Below are 22,254 nucleotides of genomic sequence, written 5' to 3'. Positions count from 1 at the left end.
GATTAGCTCACGTCCTTAATTAACAAATCTTCCTCTACTAACTCTTCAACCAATGCAGTTACATCCTGACGCAACCTTGTTTCATCTACAAAAAAAACTCGTAACAACTGCTTTATTGTCCCTTCCAAGTCTCCTGATTGAGTCAACATTTGCCACATCCGACTTCCCACAGCATTCAAACTATAGTAAGACTCCGAATCCATATGTAATAAAACTACTTCACTATTAATTTCTTGTGCAAGAACGCTTTCTGGTATCGAAAAATTAGATGAGGATATAGAAATAGTGGATTTCGCTTTATCGATAGTTGCTTGTTGTTTTTCAGACATTTTTGGTGATATGGAGAGAATTTGGTAATAGGTACGGCTAATACTTTGTATAGATTATGACAATAGTGGGCGGAATCCCAATAACTTCTACACGTTAGTAATCTCGCAACTTTTATAAACTAATATTTTTGATGATGTTGGTATAAGTGGGTATGCCTTCATTATTTGTGTCATTGTTCACTGCGTGGATCTTTCCCAAACGCTTGCGATGAACCGCACCCTACGGGTGAATGCTTCGTTTCGCTATGTCCCTCCGGGACACGCTGCGCTAACGCTGCACTCGCAATGACAATACACAATTAATTTTGGATGAGTTCGCGTCTCTTTCAATTCATACCATGATTCAGCAACGCCCAAATTTTCATGTCTAAAAATTAAGCCATAAATCTTGTAGATATAAGATATGTAACGACTACATAGTAGGCAATAAAATAATTAACTTTCTTCGCATTAGTGTTTAAAAATACAATACTTCTCGCTACATAATATGACCCGAAAATCAAAACGTCAATGTTTTTTCTCAGAAATTTAATTGCTTTTTAACTACACTCTTCGGAGAAATTGCCAAAAATATACCCGATGTGGAGTTAGTTATATCTTCTATTATCTAGTAGCGAACCAAGTCATCCTATGTATGGGGATGCTTCAAATGCGATTAATATTCTTTTAAAACCAAGGGGAACAGGTTTGCATCGTTCTTCAAAATTTGATTGAATTTTGGAATGTGTGTACCTGACCTATAGATGGTTGACAATCGAACAACCATAGATAATTTCATTAAGAGTGTTCCAACTAAGAAAATGATCCAAAATTTTAGTCACTTCGACAAAAGATTTCAACGAACCATTTTTTCAAAGTTGGTAAGCAGTAAATCTGCTCTTCGATTTCCGCCATTGCTTGTTGTGTAAGTTTAACTTCTGTATGGTAAATTTTCTCAACCAAAGTAAGCATTAAATTTTAGAGTTCGTTGTGCTTATATACCTTAATGGCTTACTTGCTATCTGAGCTTAATATTTTTAAAAAAGCTCGCAATTTCTTATTTTTACATTAATCACATTGTTAATAAAGTTACTAAAACTTACGCACGCTCTCAAATGAATTTTCTTGTATTTCAACGTGAAATCTTGCTACCGAGGATACTCCCTAGTAGCAAAGTTTCACATAAATACGTCTTTTCATGCTTTTACAAACAATCCTTTTTCATCTATGACAAAATCAACCTTACTTCCTGTATCCAAATTCCAATAATCCCGAATTTCTTTAGGTATAGTCACCGCTTAAAAAAAGAAAGCTTGCCGATGTATGATCGACATCTAATTAACTCAAGCTAAAAATAGAATAACTAACTTCCTCAGAACTAGTGCTTAACATTTTCATGCTTCTTGCTACATAGTACGAACCCAAAACTAAAACATCAATTTGCGTTCTTAAGAAACACTCAATTGCTTCCTCTAGTGTACAAACAATAGGTTCGTTTTCATTAAACGAAGTATTCAGCAGCATCGGAATACCCGTGCGTTTTCCAAAAGTATTAATCAAATCCCAATAAAGCGGATTTGTCTTGCGGCTGACTGTCTGCAAGTGTCCAGTACCATCAACAATGAGTCGAAAAGAGAAGTTACTAGGTTGATTTACTATCTAATGTTCGATTTAATTCTCCAGGTAACATGACTGGAATTTCCGCATCTACAAATCCAGAAGCATCGCGAGTTACAATTACTTCCACTCCATACGCCATTCCAGAAGCATACTGTACTGCATCCTCAAAATCTCTAAAATTTAGTGCTAGTGCCTGTTCTAATACACTTCTGTCAACTGTACAAATGTGTAAATCAGTCAATATTTGAGCAATTGTATCTTGAGCTGCTTGCACACCTGCGGCTCTGCGAACGATATAATAAATATTGGTGATTGTTGTTGCTGCGATAAATCCTTCAATCTCACCAGTGTCAACCCTCTCAAAAAGCCTTACTGCATCTTTTATGAAAGGTTGCCTTTCTTGTATGAAATCAAGAACTATAGTTGTATCAATTAAGACTCTCATTATTGATATTTATCGGTGAGATAAGTTACATAATCTGTTTCAGTATCTTCATGATTTGATACTGCTGCACTTTTAGCAATACCTCGTAACCGAGATAAATTTCCTTTTTTCCGCACTGAATGAGTTTCTTGTTTTAATGATTCAAGTAAGGATTGCACCAACTGCCAACGTTTATCAATTGGTAATTGCAATGCTTGTTTTTGCACTTCTTGCAATGTCATTAGCTTTTTCCTACTTATGTTTACTCTAGATTGATTGTAAATCTTTCTATGGAGACCGTGGCTTCTCGAAAAGAAAATTTATCACTCAAGTACCAGCTTGTTAGTTGGTTTGAATATGCAAATTATCTTTTGGGAGATTTATTAATGTGGTTAGCCATAGAAGGTATGTACGCACCAAAACAGCAACATCAGAGTTTACACTCTCCTCCCTGCACTATGGCTAATCTGCTGTAAAGGCTTATTCGTTGCGGCTTATCAAAGACCGTTACATACCTAAAAACAGAGTCCGGATTATAAGCAACGCAATTATTCTACCACACTACCATTTCATAACTCTAGGCACATCCTTCAAATCCGCTTGTCAAGAGCATTTGAGATGCGCTTACCCTGCGTTAGATATTACATAATCAATATCTTTAGCTTTAGTATTTAATGACACAATAATTTTTTCTACATAATACGATCCCAAAACTAAAACATCCATATCGGTTCTTCAAAAATATGCGTTGGCGTTAGCCACTCTACGGAGTATCGCTTCGGATGGTGTACAAAGAATAAGTTCGTTTTCATTAAACGAAGTATTCAGCAGCATCGGAATACCCGTGCGTTGTCCAAAAGTATTAATCAAATCCCAATACAACGGATTCGTCTCGCGGCTGAGTGTCTGCAAGCGTCCAGTACCATCAACATGGGTGACTGCGGGAATGCGCGATCGCTTTTCTGGACGAATGGTAAATACAAAGCCGGACGACGATAAATTAATAAAGAATGCAGCTGCACCCTTATATGCATCTTCATATAAACACGGTATAAGCAGCTTCACTACTGCTTTCTAATACCAGTTAAACGTTTTGCTATGCGATCGCTCTTCATGCTTTAGAATAAGAAAATTAGGGACACAGCAAGCGCAAGTTATGAATAAAAGGATAACGGCTGTATTTGATGGAAATGTTTTGCATCCAGACGCACCCTTGGATTTACCACCGAACACGCGCTATGTAATTACAATTCAAGAGTCGATTTCACCACCTGTAGCTGGTGATGCTTGGGATGTGTTGGAGGCGATGACGGGAACAATAGAAGCACCGATAGACTGGTCTAGCGAACACGATCATTACTTGTATGGCACGCCCAAGGACGAGACGGAAGGTACTTGATGAGTGATGAACGCTTATTTCTGGATACGGTGTTTATCCAGGCTTTATTAAATAAACGCGACCAGTATTATGTTCAAGCTAGAGTGTTTCTGCCAAGAATGCGAGTAGCCGCATCCGTTTGGGTGACGGAGGCGGTATTGGTGGAAGTGGGTAATGCCTTGAGCGCTGTCAATCGCCCTGCGGCGGTACAGTTTATCCAGCAATGTTACAATACGGCTAATTTGCAGGTGGTAGCAGTGGATACGCTATTGCTCAACCGCGCGTTACAGCTTTACAGTGAGCGTCCTGATAAAACTTGGGGTTTGACCGACTGCATTTCTTTTATTGTCATGTGGGATCGAGGTTTGACTGATGCAGTAACGGCTGATATGCATTTTGTTCAAGCTGGGTTTCGAGCTTTGTTGCGGGAATAGGGAGAATTATGAACTTTGCATCAAGAAAATATAACCTGTCGGGAGTTTTTCAGGCTTGCTATACATTCTTTTTAGTCAAATAGTAGCGACCCAAAACTAAAACATCCATATCGGTTCTTAAAAAATATGCGAGCGTTTCCTCTGGTGTACAAACAATAATTTCGTTTTCATTAAACGAAGTATTCAGCGGCATCGGAATACCCGTGCATTGTCCAAAAGTATTAATCAAATCCCAATAAAGCGGATTTGTCTTGCGGCTGACTAGTACCATACCCCCGTGAACAGCCGTCAGAATGCGGTTGTGTTCATCCACACCGCCTCAACCGCCTCCCCTACAAGAAAATTGTGCCAGTAAATTTCGGGAGAAAAAAGCCGTTAGAAAAATTCAGAAATTGAAGGCTTGAATCGTCTTAAGAATCTGGATAGGTAGCCGTAACCGTGACTTATTCCCTACTCCCTATCAAATAGTTGATGTTTCCGGATATTCGAGCCATAACTGTATAAGTTTAATCGTATATCTACGTGTGAGATATAAAGTTGTTCTAAAATAGCACAAATAAATTCACTGTGATTCCCATAAATCAGCTAAATTATTTTTTACACTACCGGAAATTTTCTCTAATTCTTACGCTTGCTATTACCACACTTGCACAAATCAATCCGGTTCGAGCTACAGAATTTAGAGAAGATGCCAATACGCTAAAAACTCTGAAGTTAAATAACGTGAAATCTGAAAGTATTAGCACTGATGCTTTATCTCAAAACAAAAAACCTCTGAAAAAAGAATTATCAGATATTGCCCAATGGGTAAATGATTCAGATTCTGAGGAATTATTCGATAATCTTCAACAAGCTAATCTGATTAAACGACTCAAAGCTAGTAAGCGGATTGAAAAATCTACCAAGAATTATTTTTCTGAGTTTACGAATCAAGCTCAAACCACAATTCCAGATTCTCAAAATATCTCAGAGCCGGAATTTTTAGCAACAGATAATCTCGCAGACATTAACCGTGAAAATTCCGAAATAATCCCAACTGATAATAAGTTACTACAAGCACAGAATACATCGGAACAAGATGTAGAAAACATACTCAACCAGCTAGATGCGGTAAAAGATATTGAAATTCCCTCATTCTTTTACTCACCGGGTTTTAGCATATACGTTCCCACTGGTTTCGGTGGCGATCACAATACTGGTTTTGTCAGCGCTAGCTACCAAGAAAGAGGTCGTTTTTCTAACGATGATGATTTGGGTTTAGGTGTCGGTGTTGGTTTGGGGGATTCCCGCAAATCTGTAGGTGTCGAACTTTCTTACACTTTGGCTAGTTTTGGACGCAACCGCGACTTTGGTAGCGGTGGGTTTAACGTTAAGGTGCATCGTCAGTTACCGAATGATTGGGGTGTAGCTGTCGGTTGGAACGGTTTTTTGAACATCGGCGATGAAAATAACTTTTGAGCAATATTAATCAACAAGTAGAAGCAGTTGGAAATAGTCAAGGTAGTCGGGCTTGGTAAAAGGTTGCAAGTTATAAAAGTATCCGGCGAATATAATTCGCTGCTACACAGGCAAAGTCCACCTCCGTGGACTAATTATTCTTAAACCCGCCTTACTGCGGGTGCCGGTTTGTGTAGCAGCGGTAACAAAGCGCCAGATACTTTTTGAGACGGATTCAAAAACTTCAACCCCAAACGGATCGGTCTAACTAAATAATATAAAATATATAATAATCCAGGAAGCGAAACATATTTTAAATCATTTGAATTTGGTTTAAATATATAACTAATTAAATGTCCAATTAAATATCTATTATGCTTCCCCCAAAACTTGGAATGCTCCAGTAACATCAAAGCCCGTAAGAAAAATCCATATATTCCATATATAAATCCCTGACGGAAGATTCCAAATAGTTGATGTTGTTGATCTTCTTTAGCAAATAACTGTTCCACAACACTATCTAAATATAAATTAACTATCAAATCATCTTCTATCTTCTGCTGTAATTCTTCCGGCATTTCTACTTGTAAAAGCCTATTAGCTATACCAAAACCAAACAAAAGTAATCTTTCACTACCCAAATCTCTAGCTCGTTGAATTACTAATTTCCAATTCAATTCACTATTATTTATAAGTTGGGCAATATCGTAGACTTGCTTGAGCTTTTCTTGACGGAAGTGAGCATCTTTAACGATTTGCAGGCAGAGAATTAATAGCGAATCTTCGGTGGAAAGATTAATTACTTGTTGATTTAAAATAGATACGGTTTCGCAACGCTGCCAAAGTTGCTCAAAATCAACTTGGTAAGGAAAGCACGAAGGAGCTAATTGCCACTGAATGTCAATATGAATGCTATCATCTTTATTGCTAAAATCTTGTCCCCAAGGTTGTGATTCGCTACGGGGTTGATAACCTTGAGAAATTAATATATCTTGAACTTTGGGAAAGTCTTCTTGTTTGATAATTAAATCAATATCGCAGAATTCCCGTTTCGTTAAATTTTGATAAGCAGAAGCAGCGAGAACAGCACCTTTAAAGGGAATTGCTTTGATATTATCCTTCTCGAATAGTTCGAGAATTTGACAAAGTTTTTTGCCCAGAAAAAGATTGCGAGCAGTTTTAATTTGACAATATGCTTGTAACTGAGGCTGGATTTCTTTGGGAATGCTTTCGGGGTAATATTTAACCAAATTTTGATACAACAGAAGAAAAACTCCGTGGTGACAAGCTTGTTGTAGGAGATAATTCCAATCAATATCTTTTTGAAGTAAGCTTTCTATGCGCTCGGATGCAGTTGTGTCGGTGTGGATATTAGTACAGCACAACAATATTTCTATTTCTGGCTTATATGTAGGAAGTTGGTTACTGAGATTAAAATTTAGATTCTCGAAGCTTGCAAAATACTGTTTTACTTGAGGGCGATCGCCAACCACATACCCTTGATATTCTACCCAAGCATGAGCCTGAAACTCTCTTTTATCAAACCTTGTACCAATTTGCAATTCGGTTGCTATTCCCTGACGGTGTAATAAAAACCATAGCGCTAGGGATTTTCTCAAACAGGTTGCCCATTTGTAGTATTTTGCTGCTATTTTCACCATATTTACTGTGGTGAGTATTTGGCAAGAAATCAAATTTTCATCTTTTACTATTCCCCATTCCCTCTTCCCTATATTCCTCAAAAGGGAATAAGTACGTTTGAATTCCCAAAGATTTAAAGATAAATGAATCAAGGGAAGTAATATTAATGCTTGGAGAAGAAGATAACGTTCCTGGAGGGAAAATTTTCTCCAAGTGTGGGTTTTTTGAATTATTGCAGTTAATGCGGTCATTTGTATATTTTTGATTGTAGTTGGGTATCAATTATGTAATCTTGAACCTACTCCTCTGCTTCAACCTGTAACTGCTAGAATTGAGTATCAACAGGTTTTTCTGGCTTGTTATGCTCTCAAATAATAGGCATAATCTGTTTAGATTGTCATGTTAGTGACTCAATGGCTGGCATATGTTTTTCATTATGCAGTTAGAAAAGGCTTAGAAAAAGAGGGTTGGCTAATTACAGATGATCCACTCAGGATTCAAGCTGGTGGTGCTGATATGGAAATTGACTTGGGAGCAGAAAAAATCATCGCAGCCGAATGTGGTGAAGAAAAAATCGCCGTTGAAATTAAAAGTTTTATTGGCACATCAAATAGGGTGCATCCCAGTTTTTATTATTCACTAAAATAATAATTCTGTCATTGCGTTCACAAAGTGTTCCCTCTTAGGGAAGGAGGAACGACGTTAGCGCAGCGTGTCTGTCAGGACATAGCAATCGCATAGATTCGTTCTTAGTGAGAGATTTTGCGATTGTTTCACTTCACTTCGTTGCGCTCGCAATGACGTACTAAAAAAGTGGGATGCTCCCCATCAAATATTTGGGACTTTCATACTGCGGTAGGGCAATTTATTAATTATCGAGTACATGAAGGAAGAACGGCAACCCGAACGTATTTTATATTTAGCAGTTCCAGTTAGCGTATATGGAAAGTTTTTTATGCTTCCCTTTGTCCAAACGGTAATTAAACGTTTTCAAATTATATTAATTATTTACGATCCAGTCGGCGAGGTACTTTTAGAATGGAAAAACTAGAACGCTATCGCACTTATAGGAATCCGGGAGGTAGCAGCCCTATATACTTTCTATTCCCTGTTCCCCATTCCTATATCGAGCAAATTATTACTAAATGTTAACTATTTAAAAACCTTATAATTACTTAAGCAATTACACTGATGATTTACTTGTAAAACATCAGCCATCATAGTATTTGTTGACTCAATTAGCAAGCAAGTAACTTGATATTACACGCATTAAATAGCTGATAGATTGACATATGTTTTGAAATAAATCAACTATTCCGGCGTTGATACGTATTTAAGAGTCGCCAAAGCAAAGCATTCACTATGGAATAAATTTGCGCTGATTACATAAAATAATTGATACATACAGTTCCATCACTTACTAAGATTATTATGAGTAATCAAATAGCTGCAATCTCCCAACAGAAGGATTGCGCTGATTTTTGGCTGCTATGGCAAGAACATCAAAATTATCTTTATCATCGCTGTCTGGGGTGGATGGGTGGAAACCCCACCGAAGCTGAAGACGCTTTGAGTCGAGCAATGCTCAAAGCTTCGGAGAAGGTACAAGAGTATGCGGGGAAAATTACTAATTATAAGGGGTGGTTGACAAGATTAACTCATAATTTATGCGTGGATATTCATCGTCAACACAGTCGCAGCGCAAATCAAGTTGAGGATATAGAAGCAATAGGGGATGAACAAGCGCTGGTTTGCTCTGAGGATACACCAGAAATAATTTTAGAGACACAAGAGAAAAATATTCAAATTCGCCGCGCAATTGAGAATTTACCATCTCGGTTGCGCGAAACTTTTGCTTTACACTTTTATCAACAATTGTCTTATCGAGAGATTGCTCAACAGCAGGAGATTTCTTACGATAACGTCTGCAAGCGTATTTCTCAAGCACGGAAGATTTTACGAGAGGAGTTGAGGGAATATTTTATTGGGGAAGATGAGAGGGATAGGGATTTATACACTGATAATTTAAGTACAGTCATTGCGACGGCAGGAAGTAATCTCAAACTATTGGAAATTGATAATAAGTCTGAAAGTCCCACAGATTCATCGGTTCTACAAGCTGCAACGGAGTCGGTAAGTGAGGAAGTGTCTCAGGAGAGTGGGGGAGTTACCGAGTATGTGGTTTCTGTTGCGGTGGAGGAATCGCAGGAGGAATCGGTTGCTATTGTGGAGGGTTTTGAGGAGAAGATGCGTGAATTTTTGACCGTGGCGATTTTGGTTTTGATGGAATTTGATGAGACTGGGGTGCTGGTGCAAGAGCAGTATTTTGAAGCGGAATTTGTGAGAGTGTGTAGTGACTCCCTTGGAGTATGGTGTCACGCTCCTCCCGATCAAATGATGTGTTGATTTTGGGAAAAGCAAGATTGTCGAAAAAAAAATTCAGGAATTGATGAGTGAAATCGTCTTAAAGGTGGAGAGACAAAAGGAAAAATAAATCCAATTTCGTCTCCCCACCAAATCACTACGTTAGCAGTAAATCTCAAAAACGGAGGAATTAATTATCGCTGAAGAAAACAAAGAACAGAGTGAATTTCCACAAGAAAATCATTCCGAAAAACAAGATAATCGGCTCCCTTATGAACCACCTACATTAAGGAAGCACGGCAAAATCAACAATACAACTAAGATTGTATTTTTGGATGGCGGTTTTGACGGAGATATATTTTTCTCAGATTTTAGTTAGAGAAAAGTGTTCTCGAAAAATTCAGGAATTGGCGATTGGAATCGTCTTAAAGATGGACAAGCACAAGGAGAATATCCAATCTTGTCTAAAATCAAATTAAGTTGCTATGTGAAATTTACAATATAACTAAATAATTGTGAAATATTTTTTGCATCGCTACTTAATGTTCAATTTTGCAAACGAACAAGGTAAAATCCATGACAACTTTTGAATCTAATTTCTACAAGAAACTTGCAGAGAAAGCAAATCAGGCAGTCACAAGCACACCCGACAGCAGTGATGCCATTATCCCCATTCAGTTTGGAGAAAAAGGTGACTTTAACTTTTACTGGGAAGTTCAATCTGGTACTTTTAATAGCTTAACCTTAGACTATATCAATAGTCTTGCCACGCCAGGTGGAGAAAATTCTCTCAAAGTACATGATTCTTTTTCAGATGCTTACGTAAGGTTACTGGATTCCATCAGCTACAGTCTCGACAGCAAGGATAAGGAGAAACTCAGTCAAGCTACATCGGATACTAACTCAGAAGCAAACGCCCTTGTCACTCAATATAAAACAACCGTCGCACCAATTACTGATACCGATAAAAAGGAGGCTAAAGATGCTGGGTTAGACATTTATACTGATGTTGACTATGTGATCAATTACAAATTTTTATACCTTTGGAGCGGTTGTAAAACGCAGAAAAAACTTCCACTAAGCTTAGACGAGCTGAATAAAGCCCGCGATCTGAATTCTCAGTTTCCAATGATACCGGCTTCAGCAAAACCTCTTGTAAACCTTTTAGCCAAGTGGCTCAATGTTAACTCGGAAGTTTTGTCGCTTCAGGACTCAGTGAACAGAAATAACTGGATTCTCACTCAGTTGAAGAATTATACAGAAAAACCAAGCAAAGATAATGGAGGAATAGAAACACTTTTGAAAGATGGAACCAAAAAAGAGCGTATTGGTTACAAAATCAATTTAGCTGGTAACGAGATTGTTAACGAAATCAAGAATACATCGCAAAAAATCAATATTAGTATGTCAGCTAAGAAGCTCAGCGAAGATGCGATGAATGTCAGTGTCGAAGGTTCGGGTGAGGTAAATATTCCGATTGTTGACTTTTTCTCAATATCTGGTTCTGGTAAAGCTAAGTATGATATGTTTTCTGCCAATGGTACTTCTGAGGGAGCAAATATAGAAATTACTTATCCCGGATTTGTTCGGATACCAATCTCTCCTGTTGAATTTCAACAGGATGCACTTAAGGGTTGGTATTATCCAAAAATAATACAGGAAGCGAAAAAAAATACGGATAAAGACGTAAGTGGCTTTAAGTTCAGTCCGAAATCCCCATATAACCTCGACAAAAACGGTGAATTTGGACGACTTACTAACTTACTCATTAGCAACTATCCAACAATCAAAATCACATATTACAAAGGCGACTATAACAAATTCAAAGAAAGTCTTAGTCAATCTTCTGAATGGAATGTAAAGTTCCTTTGCTTTCCTCTCGGTCGAGCCAGTGAAAGTATTTATAGTACTAAATTGGAAGAGAATAGCCAGGATGGTTCTTTCTCTGTGACTTTCAGCCCTCCCACAAATAACTTAACTGTTCCGGATCTCGAAAAAGTAGCATATGTGATTGGTGGCGCTGTTGAATATCCGGCATCCTAAACAGATATGACACAATATTGGTTCTGATAACAGCTTCTTAAGTGTTCTTGGAGTGGTTAAGAGGAAGATTTTTCTATCTTAATCACTCTAAAAAACTTTGGTATATTTTTTAAGTAAGAATTGAAAAAAAATTGGCTCTTCAGTTGTTAGTATGCCAAATTGCACCATGAAAATAGTTAAAATACTTGCTGCATAAGGATTTTATGTTCTTTATGTTTAACTTTTAATAATTTTAATCTGTTTTTTCCCTACTGCCGACTGCCGACTGCCCAAAAACGACTATTTTAATAGCATACTAAGTACTGAAGAACCAAAAAATTTAATTGAGCATCGTTTAAAAACTTGATTTACCTATACTGACAATCAGTAAACCATGAGTTTAAACTACTTGCTATTAATTAACTTAAGGAGAAAAAGAAATATTATTCACTAACCTGTTCCTAATTTTTAATCATCGCTTCTGAAAAATTGGATAAATTGAAAAAATCAATCAAGTGAAACTTAGACTAAATCTTAGAATTGTCGCCATAGCGATGTTGACTTTTATCCTTATAACTGCAAAACCTACTTTCGCATACAACCTCAGTAGCATAAAATCATTGTTTCAAGATTTAGTCAAAACTAGTTCTGTAGGTGATGTACAATTCAACACTAAGGCTGATATTAAGCTACTAACAAAAGAGTCTGTTTGTTCTTCTTCTCAAAGATACCAAATTCCAATAGATTCCAAACCTAACATATTTAGCTGCCTCACTCAATACCTAATCTTAGGTAATGAAACTGTGATGAAAGCAATGCAATCTGTTGGCAGAAGTAAAAAAGTTGTTTCTATTGAGCCTGGAAACCAAGGCAAATTTAACTTTGATTGGGAAGTTAGATCTTCCACCTTTAATGCTTTTACATTTGACTATATCAATAGCCTAGCTAGTTCAAATAAAGAAAATAACTTTCTTGAATTGTCCGCTTCTTTCTCTGATGCCTATGCCGACCTGCTAGATATTATCATTTATACCTTATCAAGCTTAGATAAAAGTAAGCTCGAACAAGCAACATCAGACCAATCAAGGCAAGCAAATACACTCGTTACTCAATATGAAGCATATGTGGCACCTATCACGGATGAGGTTCTAAGAATTGCGAAAAAAGAACTGCCCAGTATAAACAACAAAGTGGACTATGTAATCGACTACCAGTTCTGCTATATTTGGAGTGGAAGAAAAATGCAAGAAAAGCCACCTCTGAGTCTTAGAGAACTAGCTGGCAAACGTTATCTTTCTACTCAATTTCCCTTCATACCAGCTTCTGCACAACCTTTGATTAATCGTCTTGCTAGGTGGCTAGAGGTAAATTCATCCGTTCTCCCACTCCTAGATTCAGTAAACAAGAGCAACTATATTCTTAGCATTGTTAAACAAAATACTAGATTTCCTAAACAAGAAAATGGTGGAATGTCTGTACTTCTTAGGGATGGAAATACCCAGTATCGCATCGGCTACCGTATTAATATGTCAAGCAATGACATTTTGAACCATCTCAACAATAATAAGCAAAAGCTCACAATCCATACGTCAACTAAAACTACTAAAATAGATATTACTTATTCTGGTTTTACTTTAATATCAATTTCTCCTATATATTTTAATCAAGATACCAGAAAAGGATGGTACAACCCAACTTTAATTGCCCAGGCTTATAAAAATAAGCAAAAGGATGTGAGTGGTTACAAATTTGTGAGGGCACCTGCGATTAACTTAGATGAAAGCGGTGATTTTGGGCGGCTCTCAGCTTTATTGATTAGCAAGTATCCGACAATCCAGGTGACTAAAAAAGATTCTTATACCGTTAATATAACCCCTGCTATGGATAATAACACTGTCGCTGACTACGATCGTTTGGCATATGTCATCGGTGGCGTTGTTGAATATCCGACTGTAAAAAATTAGATGTATGTTTCCCTTGTGTTACGTGCTACTGCGATGGCGCTTTTGGGGTTAGCAGTCAGTAGGTTGGGTTGAGCTTTACTAACTTTGCTTCATCATTAGAAATATGTGGTAAATCTCAACCCAACAACCTCTTCGGTAAAACTAATATGTATCAAAGCGCAAAACGTATTTTTGTAGGGGAGGCAAAATGCGGTGTAGATTTTCTTCCCGCATTATTGCCATTGCGCGACGGCTACAATTAATTATTAACAATAACGAAAAATGTGAATATTGCTGTCACGCACCATATTTTGAGGAAAAAATAAATCCAATTTCGTCTCCCCACCAAATAACAAAATCAGCAATCAATCTCAAAAACCGAGGAACTAACTATGACTGAAGAAGCTAAAGAGAAAAGCGAATCCCAAGAAGAAAATCAATCTGAAAAAGTGGATAATCGCCTTCCCTATTCGCCACCTACATTACGAAAGCATGGCAAAATCAATAATGCAACGAATAATGCAGCTGTTCCGGGATTTGCTGATTTATTTGACCCATTCTCCCTTGCCGATATTAGCTAATTTCAGGTTTATTTTGCGAAGCACCTAAATCGAGTAATTAGGAAACAACTTTCTAACTCAAAAAAATCAGAAATTGACGATTGGAATCGTCTTAAAAGTAATTGAATCAAATATTTATAATTGAGGTTAACTCCTATGCCAGTTAATAATTGGTACGCAGGAAATAATGATAACGTTACCGATGATGGAAACGTCAATGGCTGGTCAGATTTGTCAAATCAAGCTTTTGGAAACAATATCGCAGGTGGTTTCTCTTATAGATTTGGACCTGTTATCAACAACTATGGAACTTGGGGACAGCTTATCTATGCGACTCAAAATGACTTAAGATCTGCGGATTTCTCTAATCCTTCAGGACTTAATGGACATATGCCAAATAGCCCAGGACCAGACGATTCTAATTGGGTACAAGGACATTTGGTTAATGGTGAGTGCGGAGGTCGTGGGGATGAAGCCGCTTATCTGACTCCGATTACGCACAATTTGAATAAGTTGCATAGGGGGTATGAAGCTGTCTTACAACGTCTTGTCAATCGGGGTGCGACATCAGGATTGCCAACTATGAGTTTTAATCCGAATAATATACCCAATTCGCGTCTAATCTATCGAACACATGGGTTTAATCCTCCTGCGCCTGGATTTCCGAATGTACCTAGAGCTATATGTGTAAGTCTTGGAATAGTTATTGAGGGAACTATGCAGTCTGAAAATAATGTTTTAAATGAATTTAGTACTGGAGTTGGAGTAAACAGATGGTTTGCTGACAGGTACTATAATTCTCAGGGGACAAATGATAGAAACAAGATAATAGAAATGATAGGAGGGGTGGAATTAGCCTACCCGTAGTCATCCCCAGGGCATGAGCTAGGTGTGATGTAGCTGCACCAGCGCGAGCAAGTGCTAAAAATCAACCTATTATCTTCTGTCCCATTTTCGTCAAGATAATCCCTACTCTGGACTTGTTGATCTCAAGGCTTATTGTCGGGGTTTTCGATATGTTCGTGAAATGTTAAAAATGCTTGCCAATAAACCTGAGCCAATAAAATAGGCTCAGGTTTATTGGCAAGCTTACTTCTGTAGGTTGTATACATAATGTTTCTACATCCATTCAACCCTGATAAATTGGCGAAGGTATTGTTATTGAGAGCTTTTTTAAACTAGCTAAACGCCGTTTCTGTTTAGATAATTTTGGTCAAAATACTTTACTGGGTGTTTACAGATGGTTCGTGTTTTCTTTTATCGCTTACTTTTTAGCACACTTAGCATCTCTATGGTCAGGAAATACTGTTCTTCCCGATTGGGGTGAACTATAGCGCTTTTCACTTGGATGCAATACAGAAAGGATTGATGGAATTCGGACGGGCAAGGATGCCCATCCCACAAGAATGTATTCTACTCAACCGAAAACCGCTATATCTAAGTTAGCATTACTCACTTTATTTCCAAACCTTGTAGTACTGCTGGTTATTATTGAAATTAAGCAGTTACATTGTTTAGTTCGCAAACTCAGTCTGTATATAAGTTTCGCTAGTTGGCGGTACGGTTAATTGAGAATGGTGCAAGATATCAGTTAACCCACCCCACAAAGAACCCTATCACCAAAATCAACACCATCAAACCGCGTATCTTCCTGCAAACTCTGCAACCAATAAGCAACGGTTAAAGTTTTCTCTAACCCCATCAATTTCTGAGTATCAATTTCCTCAGACTCCAAACACTCCAATAACTCATCAATATTTACATAATCTGACAAACCAGGAGTATTCCTCAACAAATCCCCAGCCCATAACCCGACACTTTCCCGCATCCCCTGAATATATTCTTCCGGTGCTTTAAAGACAATTTTCGGACGTGTACGAACAGCTTCTGGTAACTTACCTTTCATAGAATAGCGGAGGATATTTTTATTAACTAACCAAGGAATCGGGGGAATTGACACCATAAAGTTAACCAAGCGCAAATCGAAGAAGGGATAATAAGACTTGATGGGAATTCCCGTAGAACCGGGGTCAGCTTTTTCAAAGATATTTGACCAAAATGGAGTATTAGCCATTCCGTAGCGAGCGATATAATCTATGCATTCAGCGTTAATTTGCTCGTCTCGTTGCTGTAAATCCAGTTGTTTGACGAAATCGGTATTAAACCAAGTGGGAAATTCAACTTTCTGCTTGGTAATTTTTCGCCAATAAGCTCTCCCTTGTCGTAAGTATAATTTCCCAGAGCGATGGGTTCGTAAATGATGTCCCAGCACCTGGAATATCTCCCGACGCAAACCGTGTTTCCACCACACCAAAAAGTCGAATTCACCAAATCGCAAACCGGGGTCGCCACCAAATCCGGTTAAGACAACCCGCGCATAGTCAGCACAGCGTTGGGTTAAATCGCTACCACCACTGCGTCCGGGAATACCACCGGGTTCGGGTAGTGGGGATTGAAGTTTTGCTGTTGGTGCGTTGCAAACCTTACCTTCGGCATTGACTACATTTAAGGGAATACCGATATAATGAGCTACCATGCTCGCAAAGGAATCTTCCTCTGGCATCATTAAACGGTCTCTCACGGTAAATGCTTGAAAATCACAGGGTTTTCCTCTTTCTAAGAGTACCTGATTTGCCATCGCCGCAATACTCGTAGAATCCATTCCCCCGCTAACATGGGTAGCAATGCGATTTGTCCGCAATCTGTCGCTAACTGCTTGCTCGAAGAGTTCGGAAAAATGCTCTACATATTCTTGGGGTTTCTTGTAGAAGATTAAAGGTTGAATGCGGGGTAATTGCCAATATTTTTGTATGGTTAATTCTTGCGGGTTTGATTGTCCTGCTTGCCAAGTTAAAGTGTGAGCGGGGGGAAGCCTTTTTATATCATTGAAAATAGTCGTATCCCATTCCATATTCATTCCCCTGGTGAGGAAATCCCCTACAGCTTGCTGGTTTAAATCCGTCGATATTTGGGGATGTAAGCGAATACAGTTGAGAGTATTACTGCAAATCAGATTATTGTTAACTTGAGCATAGTAAAACGGCAATATACCAAACTGGTCGCGTCCGCAAAACAGTCTTTGCTGTCTTTCATCCCAGATAATAAAAACAAAATCTCCCTGTAGATGGTTTACACAATCTGTATCCCAAACGTGATAAGCGTGTAAAAGTAACTCCACATCGGGCGATTTTTCATCAATAACTCTACCCCTTGCTTGTAAAGCCACCACTAGCTCTTTGCGTCCATCCAAACGGACATCGGCAACAATCCATACTCGCTCATCTAAAGTAAAAGGCTGTCGTTCGTGTTCTTGCTCCGAGGTTGTCCGCAATAAAGTATGTCCCAACCCGATGTTATCTTTGTGCCATGTTTGACGAGCATCGGGTCCGCGAAACGCCATATAGTCGGTCATTCCACGGAGGAGGGATTGGTTAACGGGTTGGTTGTTGAGATTGATTAGACTGATAATACCGCTCATAGGATTTTTTTTAGAAGGGAATAGGGAATGGGGAATGGGGAATAAAGGGATATCTGTTTTTTACAGAAAGTATCCGTTGTGGAAATTGTAGTTATTGGTATAACTTTAATAAGTTATAACTTGCTTTATGGTAAAAATTGTTATATGTGCGGTTTCTGTTATAACTGTTTTTACTGACTTTGGCGAGTTATTGATTAAGTTTTTAATTAAACAGAAGTCATAACTACAGCAATTTTTCAGTAAAAAAAGGTCTTTGACCGGAAAAACTCAGAAATTGAAATCTTAAATACCCCTCTCTTTTATAAGGAGAGGGGAAGGGGTGAGGTTACTGCCTCCAACCCTATTCCCCATTCCCCATTCCCTATTCCCTACATAAAAGTTGATATTTCCGGATATCCAAGCCATAACTGTATAAGTTTAATCATATCTCTTGGTGTGAGATATGGATTCGTCCAAAATAGCATAAATAAATTAACCGTGATTCCTATAAGTCAGCTAAATTATTTTTTACAATATCGAAAATCATTGTTTATTCCAACTATTGCACTTGCTGTTACCGCAGTTGCTCAAATCACTCCAGTAAAAGCTACGGAGTTTAAGGAAAATATTGATACATTAGAAACTCTAAAGTTAAATAACGTCAAACCACAAAGCATCAACACCGATGTTTTCTATCTAAACAAAAAACCTCTGAAAAAAGAATTATCAGATATTACCCAATTGGTAAATCATTCAGAATCTGATGAATTATTTGATAATCTTCAACAAGCTAATTTGATTAAACGACTCAAAGCTAGCAAACGGATTGCAAAATCCACCAAGAATTATTTTTCTGAGTCCACGAATCAAGTTCAAACCACAATTCTAGATTCTCAAAATATCTCAGAGCCGGAATTTTTAGCAACGGATAATCTTACAGATATCAACCGAGAAAACACTGAAATAAATTCAACGGATAATAAGTTAATTCAAGCACAGAATACATCTCCACAAGATGTAGAAAACATACTCAACCAGCTAGATGCGGTAAAAGATATTGAAATTCCCTCATTCTTTTATTCACCGGGTTTTAGCATATACGTTCCGACTGGTTTCGGTGGCGATCGCAATACTGGTTTTGTCAGCGCTAGCTACCAAGAAAGAGGTCGTTTTTCTAACGATGATGATTTGGGTTTAGGCGTCGGTGTTGGTTTGGGGGATTCGCGTAAATCCGTAGGTGTGGAACTTTCTTACACCTTAGCTAGTTTTGGACGCAACCGCGACTTTGGTAGCGGTGGTTTTAACGTTAAAGTACATCGTCAGTTACCGGGTGATGTGGGTGTAGCGGTTGGTTGGAATGGTTTTCTCAATATTGGAGACGAAAACAACTTTGAACAATCCCTCTACGGAGTTGCTACTAAAATTATCCGTACCCAAGAAAAACTCGACTCACCTTTTAGCCGAGTTGCTGTGACTCTTGGTGTGGGTGGAGGACAATTTCGGACTGAAGAAGCAGTTTTTGATGGTGACGATGAAATAAGCGTATTTGGTAGCGTTGCAGTTCGAGCAGTCAAATCAGCCAGCATCATAGCAGAATGGACTGGACAAGATTTGGGTGTAGGAGTCAGCGTAGCACCATTTCCCAATATTCCCTTAGTTATTACCCCAGCTTTACGAGATATAACTGGTGCTGGTGATGGTACACGCTTTGTTATTGGTACTGGCTTTTCCTTTAAATTTTGAGGAAAATAAAAAGATAGAGAATTTGGGAGTTATAGTCATTTCTGTGGAATTCACAGACAGTTAGTAATGCGTTAGCAAAACGTGTCCGTAAGGATATGCGTCTCGCTCGCTATTTACAACCAGGGAGCAAGATGCTCCCACTACGCAAATTAATTGTAACGATTGTATTAAAACTCCAGATTCTCTATGAAAAATTAACACACTTTAAAAGGATTATAATTTCATGCAAAAGAATATATCGCTTAATTTAATTGCAGGTGCAACTGTTGCTGTGATTGGCTTAATTTCTATTCCCGCTCATGCTCAAAACAATCAGTCAGATGTTACGGGAAATAATGTTTTTAATAATCCTGTTCCAGTGAATAATCAATCGGATGTTTCCGGGAATAATGTATTTAATCACAATCTGCCTAATTCATTTGAAGGGAATACAGTTAGTAAAGAAACCGCAGAGCAAGCCGAACAACTTTCCCAAAAATTAAGAGATGCTTATCGCAATTGTAACGCTGGTGAAGGTTGCGTGGAGTTTAATAATTTGCTGCAAGAATCTAATACATTTTTGAGCAATATTAATCAACAAGTAGAAGCAGTTGGAAATAGTCAAGGTAGTCGGGCTTGGTAAAAGGTTGCAAGTTATAAAAGTATCCGGCGAATATACAGCGGTTTTCACTTGTATGTAATACAGTTATGACCTCTCTCCAAACCTCTCTCCTACGAGGAGAGAGGCTTTGATTCTTACTCCCCTTCCCTGGCAGGGAAGGGGCTGGGGGTTAGGTCTTTATTGGACTCAATGATAATTTATTTTTAAACGCGGATTCAAAAACTTCAACCCCAAACGGATCGGTCTAACTAAATAATATAAAATATATAATAATCCAGGAAGCGAAACATATTTTAAATCATTTGAATTTGGGTTAAATATATAGCTAAATAAATGCCCAATCAAATATCTATTATGCTTTCCTATCAACTTTGAATTATCTAGCAAAATAAAAGCCCTTAAAATAAATCCATATATTCCATATATAAATCCCTGACGAAAGATTCCGAATAGTTGATGTTGTTTATCTTCTTTAGCAAATAACTGTTCCACAACACTATCTAAATATAAATTAACTATCAAATCATCTTCTATCTTCTGCTGTAATTCTTCCGGCATTTCTACTTGTAAAAGCCTATTAGCTATACCTAAGCCAAACAAAAGTAATCTTTCACTACCCAAATCTCTAGCACGTTGAATTACTAATTTCCAATTCAATTTACTATTATTTATAAGTTGGGCAATATCGTAGACTTGCTTGAGCTTTTCTTGACGGAAGTGAGCATCTTTAACGATTTGTAGGCACAAAATTAATAACAAATCTTCCATTGAAAGATTAATTACTTGTTGATTTAAAATTGATACGGTTTCGCAACGCTGCCAAAGTTGTTCAAAATCAACTCGGTAAGGAAAGCACGAAGGAGCTAATTGCCAGTGAATATCAATATGAATGCTATCATCTTTATTCTTAAAATCCTGTCCCCAAGGTTGTAGTTGGCTACGGGGTTGATAATTTTGAGAAGTTAATATATCTTGAACTTTGGAAAAGTCTTCTTGTTTGATGATTAAATCAATATCGCAAAACTCCCGTTTCGTTAAATTTTGATAAGCCGAAGCAGCGAGAACAGCACCTTTAAAGGGAATTGCTTTGATGTTATTCTTCTCGAATAGTTCGAGAATTTGACAAAGTTTTTTGCTCAGAAAAAGATTGCGGGCAGTTTTAATTTGACAATATGCTTGTAACTGAGGCTGGATTTCTTTGGGAATGCTTTCGGGGTAATATTTAACCAAATTTTGATACAACAGAAGAAAAACTCCGTGGTGACAAGCTTGTTGTAGGAGATAATTCCAATCAATATCTTTTTGAAGTAAGCTTTCTATGCGCTCGGATGCAGTTGTGTCGGTGTGGATATTAGTACAGCACAACAATATTTCTATTTCTGGCTTATATGTAGGAAGTTGGTTACTGAGATTAAAATTTAGATTCTCGAAGCTTGCAAAATACTGTTTTACTTGAGGGCGATCGCCAACCACATACCCTTGATATTCTACCCAAGCATGAGCCTGAAACTCTTCTTTATCAAACCTCGTACCAATTTGCAATTCGGTTGGGATTCCCTGACGACGTAGTAAAAACCATAGCGCTAAGGATTTTCTCAAGCAGGTAGCCCAATTGTAGTATTTCGCTGCTATTTTCACCATATTTACTGTGGTGAGTATTTGGCAAGAAATCAAATTTTCATCTTTTACTATTCCCCATTCCTTCTTCCCTATATTCCTCAAAAGGGAATAAGTGCGTTTGAATTCCCAAAGATTTAAAGATAAATGAATCAAGGGAAGTAATATCAATGCTTGGAGAAGAAGGTAACGTTCCTGGAGGGAAAATTTTCTCCAAGTGTGGGTTTTTTGAATTATTGAAGTTAATACCATGAATTTCCTACTGGTAAGAAGAATATGACTAGTGAAAACCACTGTATTTCCTTATCGTGTAAACCTAGATTAAACTAAATATCAAAAAATTTAGGAATTTACTCTCATAATCGACTTTGATATGTAAAGACACAAAAGCTACAAGATTAATTTAAGTAATTACACTGATGTGGTGCTGATAAAACATCAGCCACTATTAGTATTTGTTGGCTTGAATTAGCAGGCAAGTAGCTTGATGCTAAGCGAAGCGTATAAAAAATAGCAATAGTTGATTTGATTAGTCAGTCTCAAAAATAATTAGGAAGAATTAATTATGGCTGAAAAAGTCAAAGATAAGAGCGAATTTCAAGATGAGAATAGTTAGAGAAAAAGTTTCTAACTCAACAAATTCAGGAATTGATGAGTGGAATCGTCTTAAAAGTGGAGAGGCGAAAGAGAAAAATATATTCAACT

Annotated in this window: 25 protein-coding genes and 1 pseudogene; 15 read left to right on the top strand and 11 right to left on the bottom strand. The window is 37.7% G+C overall.

What is annotated here, in order from left to right; translation table 11 throughout:
* Positions 1–2: 2 nt before the first annotated feature.
* The 6 genes from IQ247_RS04795 to IQ247_RS04770 form a co-directional block, all read right to left on the bottom strand.
* A complete protein-coding gene (locus IQ247_RS04795) occupies positions 3–329 on the bottom strand; it encodes a PqqD family protein (RefSeq protein ID WP_193917558.1) in 327 nt (108 codons plus the stop codon).
* 813 nt (positions 330–1,142) lie between these two features.
* Complete coding sequence (locus tag IQ247_RS04790) at positions 1,143–1,280, bottom strand: hypothetical protein (RefSeq protein ID WP_193917556.1); 138 nt, start codon at positions 1,278–1,280, stop codon at positions 1,143–1,145.
* Positions 1,281–1,504: 224 nt separating this feature from the next.
* Entirely contained in the window at positions 1,505–1,603 is a 99-nt protein-coding gene (locus tag IQ247_RS33540; RefSeq protein WP_375341212.1) for an AbrB/MazE/SpoVT family DNA-binding domain-containing protein, read from the bottom strand.
* A 43-nt stretch (positions 1,604–1,646) separates the two neighbouring features.
* A complete protein-coding gene (locus IQ247_RS04780) occupies positions 1,647–1,931 on the bottom strand; it encodes a carbamoyltransferase C-terminal domain-containing protein (RefSeq protein ID WP_322745423.1) in 285 nt (94 codons plus the stop codon).
* A gap of 19 nt (positions 1,932–1,950) precedes the next feature.
* The gene (locus tag IQ247_RS04775) at positions 1,951–2,373 is read right to left on the bottom strand and encodes a type II toxin-antitoxin system VapC family toxin (RefSeq protein ID WP_193917554.1); all 423 of its coding nucleotides are present in this window, start codon (positions 2,371–2,373) and stop codon (positions 1,951–1,953) included.
* A complete protein-coding gene (locus IQ247_RS04770) occupies positions 2,373–2,594 on the bottom strand; it encodes a hypothetical protein (protein WP_193917552.1) in 222 nt (73 codons plus the stop codon). Before IQ247_RS04770 ends, IQ247_RS04775 begins: the two co-directional genes overlap by 1 nt.
* A 57-nt stretch (positions 2,595–2,651) precedes the next feature.
* Here IQ247_RS04770 and IQ247_RS04765 point away from each other — a divergent pair, with 57 nt between their 5' ends.
* Positions 2,652–2,828, top strand: a complete 177-nt coding sequence (locus tag IQ247_RS04765) for a hypothetical protein (RefSeq protein WP_228059474.1) — start codon at positions 2,652–2,654, stop codon at positions 2,826–2,828.
* 259 nt (positions 2,829–3,087) lie between these two features.
* Here the strand turns inward: IQ247_RS04765 and IQ247_RS04760 are convergent, their stop codons facing one another.
* On the bottom strand, positions 3,088–3,417 hold the full coding sequence (locus IQ247_RS04760; RefSeq protein WP_193917548.1) for a carbamoyltransferase C-terminal domain-containing protein: 330 nt from the start codon (positions 3,415–3,417) through the stop codon (positions 3,088–3,090).
* A gap of 91 nt (positions 3,418–3,508) precedes the next feature.
* Between IQ247_RS04760 and IQ247_RS04755 the strand changes: the two genes are divergently transcribed.
* A complete protein-coding gene (locus IQ247_RS04755) occupies positions 3,509–3,751 on the top strand; it encodes an antitoxin family protein (RefSeq protein WP_193917547.1) in 243 nt (80 codons plus the stop codon).
* Positions 3,751–4,164, top strand: a complete 414-nt coding sequence (locus IQ247_RS04750; protein WP_193917545.1) for a type II toxin-antitoxin system VapC family toxin — start codon at positions 3,751–3,753, stop codon at positions 4,162–4,164. Before IQ247_RS04755 ends, IQ247_RS04750 begins: the two co-directional genes overlap by 1 nt.
* A 58-nt stretch (positions 4,165–4,222) precedes the next feature.
* On the opposite strand, the gene IQ247_RS04745 is transcribed toward IQ247_RS04750, so the two are convergent.
* Entirely contained in the window at positions 4,223–4,477 is a 255-nt protein-coding gene (locus IQ247_RS04745; protein WP_322745419.1) for a carbamoyltransferase C-terminal domain-containing protein, read from the bottom strand.
* A gap of 254 nt (positions 4,478–4,731) precedes the next feature.
* On the opposite strand from IQ247_RS04745, the gene IQ247_RS04740 reads away from it, so the two are divergent.
* Positions 4,732–5,622, top strand: a complete 891-nt coding sequence (locus IQ247_RS04740) for a hypothetical protein (protein WP_193917543.1) — start codon at positions 4,732–4,734, stop codon at positions 5,620–5,622.
* A gap of 140 nt (positions 5,623–5,762) precedes the next feature.
* Here IQ247_RS04740 and IQ247_RS04735 read toward each other — a convergent pair whose 3' ends face one another.
* On the bottom strand, positions 5,763–7,493 hold the full coding sequence (locus IQ247_RS04735; RefSeq protein ID WP_193917541.1) for a lasso peptide biosynthesis B2 protein: 1,731 nt from the start codon (positions 7,491–7,493) through the stop codon (positions 5,763–5,765).
* Between the two features lie 148 nt (positions 7,494–7,641).
* On the opposite strand from IQ247_RS04735, the gene IQ247_RS04730 reads away from it, so the two are divergent.
* From IQ247_RS04730 to IQ247_RS32355, 9 genes and pseudogenes are all read left to right on the top strand, one after another.
* The gene (locus IQ247_RS04730) at positions 7,642–7,890 is read left to right on the top strand and encodes an element excision factor XisH family protein (protein WP_193917539.1); all 249 of its coding nucleotides are present in this window, start codon (positions 7,642–7,644) and stop codon (positions 7,888–7,890) included.
* A gap of 223 nt (positions 7,891–8,113) precedes the next feature.
* Positions 8,114–8,293 (top strand): element excision factor XisH family protein, encoded by a 180-nt coding sequence (locus IQ247_RS04725; RefSeq protein WP_322745422.1) that lies wholly within the window; start codon positions 8,114–8,116, stop codon positions 8,291–8,293.
* Positions 8,294–8,673: 380 nt separating this feature from the next.
* Positions 8,674–9,648 carry an RNA polymerase sigma factor gene (locus IQ247_RS04720; protein WP_193917536.1) on the top strand — a complete coding sequence of 325 codons (975 nt, stop codon included), beginning with the start codon at positions 8,674–8,676 and terminating at the stop codon, positions 9,646–9,648.
* 534 nt (positions 9,649–10,182) lie between these two features.
* Complete coding sequence (locus IQ247_RS04715; RefSeq protein WP_193917534.1) at positions 10,183–11,649, top strand: hypothetical protein; 1,467 nt, start codon at positions 10,183–10,185, stop codon at positions 11,647–11,649.
* 599 nt (positions 11,650–12,248) lie between these two features.
* A complete protein-coding gene (locus IQ247_RS04710; RefSeq protein WP_228059473.1) occupies positions 12,249–13,592 on the top strand; it encodes a hypothetical protein in 1,344 nt (447 codons plus the stop codon).
* Positions 13,593–13,660: 68 nt separating this feature from the next.
* Positions 13,661–13,834, top strand: a complete 174-nt coding sequence (locus IQ247_RS04705) for a hypothetical protein (protein WP_193917530.1) — start codon at positions 13,661–13,663, stop codon at positions 13,832–13,834.
* A 129-nt stretch (positions 13,835–13,963) separates the two neighbouring features.
* Positions 13,964–14,152 (top strand): DEAD/DEAH box helicase, encoded by a 189-nt coding sequence (locus IQ247_RS04700; RefSeq protein WP_193917528.1) that lies wholly within the window; start codon positions 13,964–13,966, stop codon positions 14,150–14,152.
* A 120-nt stretch (positions 14,153–14,272) separates the two neighbouring features.
* Positions 14,273–14,998, top strand: coding sequence for a hypothetical protein (locus IQ247_RS04695; RefSeq protein ID WP_193917526.1), 726 nt, complete (start codon positions 14,273–14,275; stop codon positions 14,996–14,998).
* Between the two features lie 64 nt (positions 14,999–15,062).
* Positions 15,063–15,270: pseudogene (locus tag IQ247_RS32355) on the top strand (IS4 family transposase); the annotation flags it as partial.
* A gap of 452 nt (positions 15,271–15,722) precedes the next feature.
* Here the strand turns inward: IQ247_RS32355 and IQ247_RS04690 are convergent.
* Complete coding sequence (locus IQ247_RS04690) at positions 15,723–17,609, bottom strand: asparagine synthetase B family protein (RefSeq protein ID WP_193917524.1); 1,887 nt, start codon at positions 17,607–17,609, stop codon at positions 15,723–15,725.
* Positions 17,610–18,134: 525 nt separating this feature from the next.
* Between IQ247_RS04690 and IQ247_RS04685 the strand changes: the two genes are divergently transcribed.
* Together IQ247_RS04685 and IQ247_RS04680 are read left to right on the top strand one after the other, a co-directional pair.
* Entirely contained in the window at positions 18,135–19,331 is a 1,197-nt protein-coding gene (locus IQ247_RS04685) for a hypothetical protein (protein ID WP_193917522.1), read from the top strand.
* A gap of 223 nt (positions 19,332–19,554) precedes the next feature.
* Complete coding sequence (locus tag IQ247_RS04680; RefSeq protein WP_193917520.1) at positions 19,555–19,953, top strand: hypothetical protein; 399 nt, start codon at positions 19,555–19,557, stop codon at positions 19,951–19,953.
* 165 nt (positions 19,954–20,118) lie between these two features.
* On the opposite strand, the gene IQ247_RS04675 is transcribed toward IQ247_RS04680, so the two are convergent.
* Positions 20,119–21,801, bottom strand: coding sequence for a lasso peptide biosynthesis B2 protein (locus IQ247_RS04675; protein ID WP_193917518.1), 1,683 nt, complete (start codon positions 21,799–21,801; stop codon positions 20,119–20,121).
* Positions 21,802–22,254 lie beyond the last annotated feature (453 nt).

It is taken from the genome of Plectonema cf. radiosum LEGE 06105, from assembly GCF_015207665.1.
Taxonomy (GTDB): Bacteria; Cyanobacteriota; Cyanobacteriia; order Cyanobacteriales; family Nostocaceae; genus Rivularia; species Rivularia radiosa_A.
The sequence above is the reverse complement of the archived record's forward strand: the minus strand, read 5'-3'. Positions and strand labels throughout refer to the sequence as shown.

What these genes read in the sequence shown, in the direction of transcription:
- IQ247_RS04700 (WP_193917528.1), top strand. Translation starts at nt 13,964, where the DNA reads ATGACTGAAGAAGCTAAAGAGAAAAGCGAATCCCAAGAAGAAAATCAA.
- IQ247_RS04730 (WP_193917539.1), top strand. Translation starts at nt 7,642, where the DNA reads ATGTTAGTGACTCAATGGCTGGCATATGTTTTTCATTATGCAGTTAGA.
- IQ247_RS04735 (WP_193917541.1), bottom strand. Translation starts at nt 7,493, where the DNA reads ATGACCGCATTAACTGCAATAATTCAAAAAACCCACACTTGGAGAAAA.
- IQ247_RS04755 (WP_193917547.1), top strand. Translation starts at nt 3,509, where the DNA reads ATGAATAAAAGGATAACGGCTGTATTTGATGGAAATGTTTTGCATCCA.
- IQ247_RS04675 (WP_193917518.1), bottom strand. Translation starts at nt 21,801, where the DNA reads ATGGTATTAACTTCAATAATTCAAAAAACCCACACTTGGAGAAAATTT.
- IQ247_RS04770 (WP_193917552.1), bottom strand. Translation starts at nt 2,594, where the DNA reads ATGACATTGCAAGAAGTGCAAAAACAAGCATTGCAATTACCAATTGAT.
- IQ247_RS04690 (WP_193917524.1), bottom strand. Translation starts at nt 17,609, where the DNA reads ATGAGCGGTATTATCAGTCTAATCAATCTCAACAACCAACCCGTTAAC.
- IQ247_RS04680 (WP_193917520.1), top strand. Translation starts at nt 19,555, where the DNA reads ATGCAAAAGAATATATCGCTTAATTTAATTGCAGGTGCAACTGTTGCT.
- IQ247_RS04720 (WP_193917536.1), top strand. Translation starts at nt 8,674, where the DNA reads ATGAGTAATCAAATAGCTGCAATCTCCCAACAGAAGGATTGCGCTGAT.
- IQ247_RS04775 (WP_193917554.1), bottom strand. Translation starts at nt 2,373, where the DNA reads ATGAGAGTCTTAATTGATACAACTATAGTTCTTGATTTCATACAAGAA.
- IQ247_RS04790 (WP_193917556.1), bottom strand. Translation starts at nt 1,280, where the DNA reads ATGCTTACTTTGGTTGAGAAAATTTACCATACAGAAGTTAAACTTACA.
- IQ247_RS04795 (WP_193917558.1), bottom strand. Translation starts at nt 329, where the DNA reads ATGTCTGAAAAACAACAAGCAACTATCGATAAAGCGAAATCCACTATT.
- IQ247_RS04750 (WP_193917545.1), top strand. Translation starts at nt 3,751, where the DNA reads ATGAGTGATGAACGCTTATTTCTGGATACGGTGTTTATCCAGGCTTTA.
- IQ247_RS04715 (WP_193917534.1), top strand. Translation starts at nt 10,183, where the DNA reads ATGACAACTTTTGAATCTAATTTCTACAAGAAACTTGCAGAGAAAGCA.